8 protein-coding genes are annotated in these 12,743 nt (G+C 41.2%); 6 read left to right on the forward strand and 2 right to left on the reverse strand.

Translation table 11 applies throughout. The features are described from left to right. The first annotated feature begins 53 nt into the window (after window positions 1–53). The 6 genes from proB to ESZ26_RS00090 all read left to right on the forward strand — a co-directional run bounded on the left by proB (window position 54) and on the right by ESZ26_RS00090 (window position 6,490). Window positions 54–1,232: a glutamate 5-kinase gene (proB, locus tag ESZ26_RS00065; RefSeq protein WP_146795823.1), complete on the forward strand. Its 1,179-nt coding sequence runs from the start codon at window positions 54–56 to the stop codon at window positions 1,230–1,232. Window positions 1,233–1,459: 227 nt separating this feature from the next. After that, window positions 1,460–2,806: a DASH family cryptochrome gene (locus ESZ26_RS00070; protein ID WP_146795826.1), complete on the forward strand. Its 1,347-nt coding sequence runs from the start codon at window positions 1,460–1,462 to the stop codon at window positions 2,804–2,806. After that, the gene (locus ESZ26_RS00075; RefSeq protein ID WP_223271635.1) at window positions 2,799–4,355 is read left to right on the forward strand and encodes a cryptochrome/deoxyribodipyrimidine photo-lyase family protein; all 1,557 of its coding nucleotides are present in this window, start codon (window positions 2,799–2,801) and stop codon (window positions 4,353–4,355) included. The genes ESZ26_RS00070 and ESZ26_RS00075 overlap by 8 nt, the downstream gene beginning before the upstream one ends. Window positions 4,356–4,361: 6 nt before the next feature. Then, window positions 4,362–4,508, forward strand: coding sequence for a DUF2256 domain-containing protein (locus tag ESZ26_RS00080; RefSeq protein WP_146795829.1), 147 nt, complete (start codon window positions 4,362–4,364; stop codon window positions 4,506–4,508). Between the two features lie 51 nt (window positions 4,509–4,559). Further along, window positions 4,560–6,110, forward strand: coding sequence for a cryptochrome/photolyase family protein (locus ESZ26_RS00085; protein ID WP_146795832.1), 1,551 nt, complete (start codon window positions 4,560–4,562; stop codon window positions 6,108–6,110). A gap of 128 nt (window positions 6,111–6,238) precedes the next feature. Continuing rightward, entirely contained in the window at window positions 6,239–6,490 is a 252-nt protein-coding gene (locus ESZ26_RS00090; RefSeq protein WP_146795835.1) for a TIGR03643 family protein, read from the forward strand. Window positions 6,491–6,599: 109 nt separating this feature from the next. Here ESZ26_RS00090 and putA read toward each other — a convergent pair whose 3' ends face one another. Continuing rightward, window positions 6,600–10,424, reverse strand: a complete 3,825-nt coding sequence (gene putA / locus ESZ26_RS00095) for a bifunctional proline dehydrogenase/L-glutamate gamma-semialdehyde dehydrogenase PutA (protein ID WP_146795838.1) — start codon at window positions 10,422–10,424, stop codon at window positions 6,600–6,602. Window positions 10,425–10,844: 420 nt separating this feature from the next. Continuing rightward, a complete protein-coding gene (locus tag ESZ26_RS00100) occupies window positions 10,845–12,623 on the reverse strand; it encodes a PhoX family protein (RefSeq protein WP_146795840.1) in 1,779 nt (592 codons plus the stop codon). Window positions 12,624–12,743 lie beyond the last annotated feature (120 nt).

Genomic DNA, 12,743 nt, shown 5'->3' on the forward strand with positions numbered 1-12,743 from the left:
GTAAACGATTCAACGCTGCTATTTAATTTAATTAATCAGAGCACGGAGTAATTTTGCCCTCATTTGAACAACAAAAAACTGAAAAATCTTCTCGAAGCAAGCCACGTATCGTTATTAAAGTGGGCTCGAGTCTCTTAGCAAATGTTAAAAATTTAACACCTAGTTTTGCTTTTATGCATGGTCTGTTAAGTGACATCTCTTTGTTACGCGAGCAAGGCTACGAAGTTGTACTGACATCTTCTGGCTCAGTAGCATTAGGTCTAAATACAGTTGGTTGCACTATTGAAAATGCGAGTGTGCAAGATAAGCAAGCGGCTGCCGCTTGTGGACAACCGATCTTAATGCATGCCTACAAGCAAATTGCACTTGAGTATGGTTTTGATATAGCGCAGGTTTTAGTTACCTTAGATGATTTAGAAAATAGACGTCGCTTTCTCAATATCAAAAATACTGTTCATCGCTTGATAAAACAAGGTGTAATGCCTATCGTCAACGAAAATGATACGGTGACTACAGAAGAAATTCGTGTCGGAGACAATGACCGACTTGCTGCTAAAGTCGCACAAATGATTGGCGCAGAGTATTTGTTTATTCTTACCTGTATCGATGGCGTGTATGACCGAGACCCTTCAGAAGAAGGCGCAGTATTCGTTGAGTCTATCGAAGATGTTAGTAGTTATATGGAAGCGGCAAGCGGCACCAGTTCTTTAGGTACCGGCGGCATGCTAACTAAACTACAAGCGGCCAATATGGCGCAAAATGCTGGTTGTACGACCATAATTTCGAGAGGAACGATGGAAGCGCCGGTTACCGGTGTATTGCACGGTGAACGTAGGCACACTAAGTGTATTGCTCACTCATCACCTTCATCAGCATGGAACATCTGGCTAACCGATCGTCTACAAATGGCCGGTAGTTTAGTGATAAAACAAGACGTAGCTGATGCCTTATATGGCGGTGACGAAGGATTTACCTGTCACGATGTTGTTTCAATACATGGTAACTTCGAACGCGCAGATGTGCTGCACGTCTACGACGAAAAAGGTGAAGAAATAGCACGTGGTTTGTGTAACTTCTCATCGGATGAAACAGCCATTATTGCTAGTCGTCCAGACGAAACGGTGCAAAATATCCTCGGGTATAGCGCTTCACAACGCTTGATCAATAGTGAAAACTTGGTCGTCTTAAGTGAACATCATCTTTCTTGGGATGAACCTGTTCAAGATGCTTAATTGATTAAATGACCTCTGCAGCAATGCAGAGGTTTTTTATCGCTTAAATACATTCATTATTCTTACCCACTCAGTGTTAGCCTCAGCTAATCGACTAAACCACCCTTGTCTGCAAGCGCCTCATTCCATCAGCTACGCCAGCTACATCGATATATAATCACTCAACTGTGTTGATCTAATCACTAAGTTAATTCGTATATAATTTTTTGCCTTTTTGAATTATAGCTATGAAACGTTCCTTATACTGGGTGACTAACGATCTTCGTCTCAATGACAACATTGCACTTAACTTAGCCAGCCAAAGTGAACAATTACTTTGTGTTTATGTTGTTGATAAAAAGTGGTTCGAGCCAAAGAACTATCAATCTAAACCTTTGGGTGATAAACGCTGGCACTTTTTACAGGGGTGTTTGAGTGATTTTAATCAAAGTTTATTAGCATTAGATCAACAACTCTACATTGTTTACGGAGACACCTTGTCGAGTTTAACCGCGCTCTGTGAAAAATATGACATTACCGATGTTACTACTACGCGTCTTCCTGGCACATATGAAAACAATTTAATCGATGAGCTCGGTCAGCGTATGCCTGACGTGGATATTCATCAGGTCGATCAATTCACTTTATTCCCACATCACATTTTACCTTTTGAACTTGAGCAACTGCCGATAAGTTATTCTAAGTTTAGAAAGGTGATGGCTGATATTAGCATCGCTGCTGTTACACCCAGCATTGAATCTTTGCCCCGTATGTTTGCCAATATGCCTTCGCCCACCATTTTTAGGCCACCATGGTTACCTAACGCCCCTTATCAAAGGGCAAAGTGTGGTTATAATTTTGAGGGTGGTGAAACTGCCGGTTTAAAGCAGCTTAGTCGTTATTTTTCATTGGCTTTACCGGCTGATTATAAACAGGTTAGAAATAATTTAGATGGCTGGGATAATAGCAGTAAGTTATCGGCTTGGTTAAATTATGGCTGTATCTCTGCGCGGCAAGTGAACCACTCGATTACTGTTTTTGAAGAGCAGCATACGCAAAACAGTTCGACTGAATGCTTGTATTTAGAGTTATTATGGCGCGAATACTTCCAGTGGTTACACTTTAAGGTTGGTGCGAAAACCTATCAATTTAAAGGTCTGGCTGAACATCCCCCCTTAACCTCATTTTATCCTGAGCGTTTTAATAAATGGTGCTTAGGTCAGACGCCTTATCCGCTTGTTAATGCTTGTATGAATGAGTTAATTACCACAGGTTATATAAGTAACCGAGCCCGTCAAATCGTCGCCAGTTGCTTGGTTAATGAACTCAGTGTTGATTGGCGATATGGCGCGGCTTGGTTTGAAGAACAACTAATTGATTATGATGCTGGCGTTAATTGGGGTAATTGGCAGTATATTGCGGGTGTTGGCGTTGATCCTAGAGGTGGCAGACATTTCAACATTGAAAAGCAAACAGCACTGTATGACCCTGATGGGGTTTATCAGGCTAAGTGGTTAACTCGAGGAGATCACTCGAGTAAGCCACTTGATTCTGTCGACGCTGCTGATTGGCCGGTGCAACCACTAAATGACTGAGACACTTATTGAAGAAACACCGATGAAGACTGCAGTCAATGTTGTTTGGCTGAAACGTGATTTACGCCTCAGTGATCATCAACCTCTAGTGCAAGCGATTAAATCGGGTCAAACCTTGCTTTACTATGTCTTTGAACCCTTGCTGATAAACGATCCTCATTATGATGAGCGCCATTGGCGTTTTGTTTGGCAATCTATTGCTGATATCAATAGTCAGCTAGCCGCTTTTAATTCACGTGTATATTTATATTTTGGTGATGCAATAGCGGGTTTAGTTGAAATCAACAACGTCTTTAAAATAAGCGGGTTATTTAGCCACGAAGAAGTTGGCTTGTTATCGACCTTTGAGCGAGATAAATCGGTTCAACAGTGGTGCCAAGGACAAGGTATAGTTTGGAGTGAGAGTCAATTTGGTGCAGTAAGTCGTGGTAAAAAAAATAGAATTGATTGGGATAAACACTGGCGCCAAATTATGAAAGCGCCACTGGAAGAAGCCAAACTGTCGGATGATGCGCTAGCGAGTTGTACATTAATAGATAAGCTATTTGCCGCAAGTTTTCCAATATCATGGTCAATAACCGATGACTTTATGCTCAAAGGTGGCGAACTTTGGGCACAAAGAACCCTGCAATCCTTTTTAAAGGGGCGTGGTAAAGGTTATCATTTTGATATCTCTAAACCGCAAGCGAGTCGTAAAAGTTGCTCTCGGTTGTCACCTTATTTAGCTTGGGGCAATATAAGTTTAAGAGAGTTCTATCAAACTATTTTGATAACAAGATCAGAACGGGGTTGGAAACGTCCAATAGACGCGCTGGCTTCTCGGCTACATTGGCATTGTCATTTCATTCAAAAATTTGAAAGTGAACATCAAATGCAATGGCGACCCGTCAATAAAGCCTATAATGACTTAATGTATCCAGATATTCATTGTGGATTGAGTGTTGAAGAACGACTAGATAAATGGAAAACTGCGCAAACCGGTTACCCATTAGTTGACGCCTGTATGCGTTGCTTAGAGCAAACTGGCTATATAAACTTTCGTATGCGGGCGATGCTAGTGAGTTTTTTATGCCATCATTTACTGGTGGATTGGCGATTAGGTGTCAGCCATTTAGCACAATTATTTCTTGATTTTGAACCCGGCATTCATTACCCGCAATTTCAAATGCAGTCTGGTGTTACTGGTACTAATATCATCAGGGTTTATAACCCGGTTAAACAATCATTAGAGAAAGATAGTAACGGTGAGTTTCTTAGAAAATGGTTACCTGAATTAGCTGAGTTACCCAATGAAGTTATTCATACGCCGTGGTTATTGTCACCCATGGAACAACAGCTTTATCAATGCCAATTAGGTGATAATTACCCATCTCCTATGGTAGATATTAACGAAACAGGCAAGATTGCTCGCGATTTATTATGGGGATTTCGTCAACGTTTTACCACCAAAAAAGAAGGGCAACGTATTGTAGCTAAGCATGTTAGAGGCAATAAAAAAATAAGCAAAGCTAAAAAACCTCAACAGTTAAAAATCGCAGAAAGTGATTAAGTTATTATGCATAAAAAATTAAAATTACCCGAGAAAAATTGCCATACTTGTAACAAAAATTTCTTGTGGCGAAAAAAATGGCAAGCATGTTGGCAAGATGTCCGCTATTGCTCTGAGCGTTGCCGACGTAGTAAAAATGCCAGCATAAGCTAAAATAATTATTTATAGCTCAATTCACCGTTAAAGGTAAAGTAAGGTAAATCAATGAAAGCAAAACATCTTAGGCTTATATTAGGCGACCAACTTAATGTTATGCACAGCTGGTTTGAACAGGTCGATAGCGATGTTGTTTATGTCATCGCAGAGCTTTATCAAGAAGCCAATTATACTAAGCACCACAGTCAGAAAATAACAGCGTTTTTTGCTGCCATGGATAACTTTGCTCAAACTCTGGAGAGCAAAGGGCATCAGGTTTGCTATTTAACCTTAGATGAAACAGCAAAATATCAAGATTTACCTGCTTTGATCGCCACGTTAGTGACAACTTATGCCAGTGAAGATTTTAGTTATGTGCGACCGGATGAATATCGACTGCGTGCGCAATTAAGCGAGATGTCAGCTCAATTAGCAGTACCTGTCTATGAAGTCGACAGTGAACACTTTTTATTACCTTTTGATGAACTCGCTGATCATTTTAAAGCAGCTACCCACGTAAGAATGGAAAATTTTTATCGTTTTATGCGTAAACGCTTTGCTATTTTAATGAATGGCGCCAAGCCTGAAGGTGATGCATGGAATTTTGATGCCAATAATCGTCAATCCTTTAAAAAAACTGATCTTAAATTTATTCCTAAACCACTGGTCTTTGACAACCCAGCAAGTGATTATTTACAACGGATAAAACATCATAAGATTGACACGATAGGGCGTGAATCTGAGCATGTTGCTTATCCTATTAATCGCCAACAATCGCTGGAACTATTAACGTTCTTTTGTGAACATCAGTTAGAAAACTTTGGTAACTTTCAAGATGCGATGACCGTAGCTTCACCTTATGCTTGGAGTTTGTATCATTCGCGGCTGAGTTTTTCATTGAACTGTAAAATGCTTAATCCGCTCGAGGTCATTGAAACCGCTCTTGCTGCCTATCAAGCATCTGCCGGTAAAATAACCCTAGCGCAAATTGAAGGTTTTGTTAGGCAAATATTAGGCTGGCGAGAATATGTTAGAGGTATGTATTGGGCTAATATGCCTAATTATGCCGAGCAGAATTTTTTAGAGGCAAAGCGTGATTTACCTGCTTTTTTTTGGAACGCTAATACTAAAATGCAGTGCTTAAGAAGTGCTATTTCGCAATCATTGAAACATGCCTATGCTCATCATATTCAACGATTGATGATCACCGGAAACTTTGCTTTACTCGCTGGCATCGCCCCTAGCCAAGTAGATGATTGGTATTTAGGTATCTACATTGACGCGATTGAATGGGTAGAATTACCCAATACCCGCAGTATGGCACTTTTTGCTGACGGTGGTTGGATAGCGACAAAACCTTATGCGGCTAGCGGTAATTATGTCAATAAAATGAGTGATTATTGCAAAGGTTGCCATTACAACGTTAAAGAAAAAGTGGGTGCTAACGCCTGTCCATTAAACAGTTTATATTGGAATTTTATTGATCAAAATTATGATAAGTTTGCCGGCAATCATCGAATGAGTTTTCCTATTCGTAATTGGGATAAAATGGCGCCTGCGAAAAAAATTGAAATTAGAGAGCACGCAACACAGTTATTGAATAATCTCGATAATTTATAGGCTGATGAATTAGCGCTGCCTGGATAGGCAAACGTTCAGTTAATCGATAAAAGTTAAGCGCTAATGGTCTTTATTTATTAGTGGCGCGTATAACGATTATGTTTATTTATTACCTTTAGGATCCTTTTATGCAATTTTCTATGGACGAAGAGTCAAGAATTATAGAAATGGCTTGGGAAGATAGAACACCATTTGAAGCAATAGAACATCAGTTTAGTTTGCAAGAGCCTGATGTTATTAAGTTTATGCGTAGTCACTTAAAACCTAGCAGCTTTAGATTATGGCGCGAAAGAGTAAGTGGACGTTCAACCAAGCATGTAAAACTAAGAAGTGCCGATGTTACGAGAGGATACTGCCCAACGCAATATAAACAGCGTTGATGACAGCTATTTGAAAAAACATCCAAAAAAAGGGCATCTTATGATGCCCTTTTTGGTTTTATTGGTGAGTAATGCCCCATAACGGGTCATAATTTTAGGCCATCAGTGGCTAATCTTCTTCAACTAAGGTCATCAATGAGGTGTTACCACCCGATGCCGTTGTATCAATACTGATGGTTTTTTCAGTTAATAGACGCTGGATCAAATTATCGAAATACTCTGAACTGATCACTGGCAATATCGCCCCTTGACGTTCAGCTAATTTTTCACTGATAAAGTGTTTACGGTCACAATGACTGTCGACCACAACACCTGACAAAGCAGGATGCGCTAACATCGTTGATAAGTGACGTAAGCGAGCAACCTGAAAAACACCTTCATCGGCACCCGTTGATAAGAACTTGTCTCTAAAGGCGATGGCTTCATCATAATACAAATCAGAAACCACACTGACTACGGTATTACCGGTCGCCAACGCCGTTACAATAGACAGTACCCAGAAGTGAAAGCTCACCGTAGCATCAGCAAAACAGATAATGTTACCGCGGTTTTCCAAATACAAGACATTTGACTCACCAGTTGGACCCGGTAAAAAGGTTGGCTTTTTCAAACGCTTTTCAATATCAATCAACTGCGAACGAGCGCCTTTTAAAGTGAGATTTAAATCGTCGGCTAAATCATCAACAATATCAATATGGGCAATTTTAGCTAACAATTGACGAACACAAGAAAGACGAGTATTCAACTCAGTTGAACGCCAGCCTTTTTCTGCGGCATTTGCCTTGTCCATGAATAAAATTGATTCTTTATCTGACTTGTCATCACCGTCTAAGGCTTCTACTTGCGAAGGCAACAAGTTAAATTGTTCGGCATCGGGTGTCGCTTTTTCAATCACTAAACGGCTTAAGTAATTGGGTCCACCTGCTTTTGGCCCAGTGCCTGAAAGTCCACGACCGCCAAAAGGTTGGACACCAACAATGGCGCCAATCATATTACGGTTAATATAAACATTACCTGCGCGTGACAACTTAGCTAAATCAAAGGCACGGTGTTCAATACGGGTATGAATTCCCATCGTTAAGCCAAAACCGGTACCATTAATTTTATCGATAACCGCTTCGATTTCATTGCCTTTAAAACGGACAACGTGCACACAAGGGCCGAAGACTTCTTTTTTAAGGACACTAATATCGTTAATTTCATAAAGACGAGGTGCAAAAAAGAAATGCTCGTTACCAGCGACTTCAGCTGATATTTCACACTGATATAACAATTGACCATGGGTTTGCATATAGTCACTGTGCGCGTTCAATGCGCTCAGGGCTTTGTCATCAATAACGGGGCCGATATCAGTACTTAAATATTCAGGGTTACCGACATGTAATTCTGCTAGGGCACCCTTAAGCATAGTAATAACATTATCAGCGATGTCTTCTTGTAAAAATAATACGCGCAGCGCAGAGCAGCGTTGACCTGCCGATTGAAACCCTGAAGAAATAACATCGTCAACCACTTGCTCAGGCAGAGCAGTCGAGTCAACTATCATACAGTTTTGACCGCCAGTTTCAGCAATGAAAGGCACTTGATCGCCACCCCTATCAGCCAATGTTTGCGAAATTATTGTGCCGGTTTCTGTTGAGCCGGTAAACATAACCGTTTGAATGCGACTGTCGGGCACAATAACACTACCCACTTCGCTACCGCGCGCGATAACCGCTTGCACGACACCTTCAGGTAAACCCACTGACTCCATCAATTCAATGGTGCGCAAGGCAATTAAGCTGGTTTGCTCTGCGGGTTTGGCTAAGACTGTATTACCGGTGGCAATGGCTGCCGCTACTTGCCCTAAAAATATCGCTAAGGGGAAGTTCCACGGGCTGATACAAAGTACCACACCACGCGCTTCTAAACGGTCATCTTCTTCGAGTTCAATTGCTTGGTTGGCATAATAACGACAAAAATCAACGGCTTCTCTAACTTCATCAATACCATCTTGAGCAATTTTACCGGCTTCTTTAATACATAAGGCGATAAGTTCGTCCATATGGCGTTCAAGAATATCGGCAACGCGGCATAACAAATCGGCACGTTCAGATACCGGTGTTTTCGACCATGAAGCAAATGTTGCTTGCGCGGTGTCGATCATCGCCAACATCTCATCTTTAGTGTGATGTTGATGGAAACCGATAACTTCACTATGGTTGGCGGGGTTTTTAACCGCTACCGAGCCGGCAGGCACATCATTTTCATTGATGTGGTGATCGGTAAACCAGTTATCTAATGCCAATTTCAATGGCGCTATAGCATGAATATCGGTTAAGTCTAGCCCTTTAGAATTGTCACGACCCAGACCTTTCGCATCATGATACAAGGCGATAGGTTTGACTATTTGGTGGTTATATTTGTCTTTTAAGCGCTGGGTTTTTTCAACGGGATCGCCCAATAAAGACTCGACGGGTTGAGACTCATCAACGATAGCATTAACAAAAGAAGAGTTAGCGCCGTTTTCTAATAAACGACGGACTAGATAGGCTAAAAGCTCTTCATGATGACCGACGGGGGCGTAAATTCGACATTGAATATTTTCACTGGAAACAATTTGGTCATACAAAGAATCGCCCATGCCATGTAAACATTGGAACTCAAAACCTTCTTTGTCATCGCCAGCCAGTTCAACAATAGTTGCCGCTGTGTAAGCATTGTGCGTGGCAAACTGTGGGTAGATGGTATCTCGGTATTCCAGTAATTTATTAGCACAAGCGTGGTAAGAAACATCGGTAGAAGATTTACGCGTGAAAACAGGGAAGTGCTGAAGACCATCTTTTTGGGCATTCTTAATTTCTGTATCCCAATAAGCGCCTTTGACCAAACGGATCATCATTTTTCGGTTAGCACGTAGCGTTAAATCACGTAACCAATCGACGACAAAAAGCGCACGCTTTTGATACGCTTGTAAAGCCATACCAAAACCGGTCCAATCGCCTAATTCGCTATCACTAAAAACCGCTTCAATAATATCAAGCGAGATATCTAAGCGTTCAGACTCTTCGGCATCAACGGTTAAACCAATATTATAACTTTTTGCTTGTAAGCAAAGCGCTTTAAGTTTTGGCACAATTTCGGCCATTACGCGGGCTTTGTGGGTAAACTCGTAGCGAGGATGAATCGCTGAAAGCTTAACCGATATACCGGGCACGCGGCGAGGATCATTTTTTCCTGAAGCGCGAGCAACCGCGCCAATCGCATCGATGGCGACTTGATAAGATTTAAAGTAACGATCAGCATCCGCCATGGTGCGTGCACCTTCACCAAGCATATCGTAGGAATAGACATAGCCTTGCTGTTCTTTCGTGGCGGCACGCACGGTTGCCGCTTGAATAGTTTCGCCCATGACAAACTGCTTGCCCATTATTTTCATGGCATAGTTCATCGATTTACGAATAACGGGCTCGCCTAAGCGACCAATGACTTTTTTCAATAAACCAAAGCTGTCTTTTTTGCGTTTATCGGCATAGTTAACCATAGTACCGGTAATTAATAAGCCCCATGATGAAGCATTAACAAACAGTGAGTCACTGCTGCCTAAATGGCTGCTCCATTGACCTTGAGAAATTTTGTCACGAATTAAGGCATCTTGAGTATGCTTATCTGGCACACGTAATAAGGCTTCGGCCAAACACATCAATACCACACCTTCTTCACTGGAGAGTGAGTATTCTTTTAATAGGGAATCAATTGCGCCATTCCCAGACTGGTCTTCACGAATTTGTAAAACCATTTTACGAGCTCTTTCCCAAGCTCTACTTCTAGCACTTACATTAACTTCTGCCACAGGTAGAATATGATCTACTGCTATATTTTCATCAATACGATAAAATTCACGGATTTTCTGACGAATTGGGCAGTCTGTGCTAAACGAACCATTAAAAAGCATATACTCTTCCTCAAAATGACTACATAGCAACTTGGTACTATGTAGCGATAGTTACAATAGAATTTGTTTGTTTAATTCTGATTTGCCTAATTATAAATGTCGCTATAGTACAATACCACCATAGAATGTATTTCCTGGCCAAATAAGATATAAAATATACGGTATAATATATATAATTGCCTAAAAAAACGGCTGTTTACGCTAAGTTGCCATGGCATTTACTTAGTATTTACTTGGCACTGTTTAGTCAGTATTGAGTCAGTATTTTTTATCGCTGCGTCGTTTTTTAATGGTGAAAGTAAATCGACATTTAGCGATTGATGAAACACTATAAATAGACCTATATTTTTGTCATTTTTTAGATAAAAAAAAGCCCAGACATGCTGGGCTTTATCAAAAATAATACTGAAGTTTTAAGGATTATTCACCTTTAGGGTTATAAATCCATAGGGCGTTGTTAACATGCTTACTGGTGTCTTCACCAATTAACACGCGACCATCGTCCATCACCGCTAAGTTATCGGGGTTGGATATACCATTGACATCGCATTTGTTGCCATTGGCATCGCCGTCTGAATTATAAGCGCCACCGACAACGACTGGTTCCATGCGGTTAACGTTAAAGTCTGTTTGCACACCAAAGCGATAGACTGCGCCACAGTAAGCTGATGAATCAAGTTGAATATCGCCTTCGTTATCAACCATGCCTTTTCCAACGGAAGACATAGCAACATACATATAAGGTACGGCGCCACTGGCAACACCGTCATAGTTAATGACCACACCTTCCATTTTACGAAATTCAGTGGTTGCCCCTTTGGCTTTAGCTGCTCGTAATGTTTCTAAAAATGCGTAGCGGTCATCGCCAGTGCCATTGATTGCCCAATCATCAATTTCTGCTTGCGGTATATAGCTGGTCTCACCTTCAATATAATCAGCTTCAGTAATACCGTTGTAGGAATTTATCCAGGTTTTTATTTCGCTATTATCACTGCTACCTAATTTAATCCACTGAATATCAAAGCCGGCTTTTGCTGGCGCATTTGTTGCGTCTTGCGTTAATTTAGCGGCATATAATGTACCGGCGCTTAAGTCACCGGCGTTGGTAGCAACAAACTTATAAAAGGCTTTATTGGAACCATCATCTGTGGTGTAAACTGTTTTCCAATCAGGCATGACCACTGAATTTTCATGGGCAACACGGCCTAAAGTGAAATGTTTTACCGGGGTTGGGCTCGTTGACGTTGGGTCGGTAATTTCAATTATATAACCGTAATCATAAGGGTTGGGTAATGTTGAACTTGCTAAATAGCTTTGTAAGTTTTTAACATCTGGATAGTTAGGATAGCCATCTAAGTAGGCGGTATTATTCCACTGCTCGGTATTTTCAGCCTCGTAGTTCTCTTCGGATGTTAATGGTGTGTTCCAAGGAGATAGTGTACCGAAACAATTAATTATTGTGCCTAATACGCCTGAAAAATCAACATTGATCGCATCACCTATCGTCCAAGTGCCACTGTCTTCTTTCGAAAGCTCTATACGGCTCATTGCGCCAGGCCGGTCTTCCCATGCGGTGAATAAAAAACCTGTGTCACCACTGGCAGATGTTGGTACGAAAGCATTGAAATCTGGATCTTGAGATTGCTTAATTTCAGTGGCTTCATCGGCCGTGGTAATCGCACCTAAACCATGCGGTAATTGGTTATTTAAGGTATCACCCGCTTGACCCAAAACTTGGTAAGTTCCGGCAACGACACGTACTGCCATTTTTTCTGTATCTGTTGTAGGCACCGATAAGCTCTCAGTCATAGGGTCAAGGGTACTCCAGTCAAATCCTGTTACTACACCCACTTTTGCTGGCGTTTCGTTACCTGACAGATCTGAAGGATGTTGCACATTAAAGAAAAGTTCATCGTTATCAGTTAAAAACATACCAGTAATTTCTGCACCTACTGGCACTGTGGCTAAGCGGGTTAATTTAGCTGCGCCCGTTAGATTTTGTCCATCAGAACCGTTACTACCATCCGAACCATCTGAGCCATTAGTACCATCAGTACCATTACTACCGTTTAGTCCAATAGTGCCATTAGTGCCGCTTGTGCCATCCGCACCGTTATCTCCACCACAGGCCGCTAACATTGACGAACCGAGAATTACTGCTATTAATGTCGCTATTTTTCTTTTTTTTAGATTCAGCATTTCTATCTTCCTAGAGTTATGTGTAAAAACGCTATTAAAGTAATATCGGGGTGTGACAATTAGGTGACGTCTTTTTGACTTTATTGTTAAGAAAATATGAACGTGTGCTTCAAATAACTG

This window comes from Colwellia hornerae (genome assembly GCF_007954355.1).
In the GTDB taxonomy this organism is placed as follows: Bacteria; Pseudomonadota; Gammaproteobacteria; order Enterobacterales; family Alteromonadaceae; genus Colwellia_A; species Colwellia_A hornerae.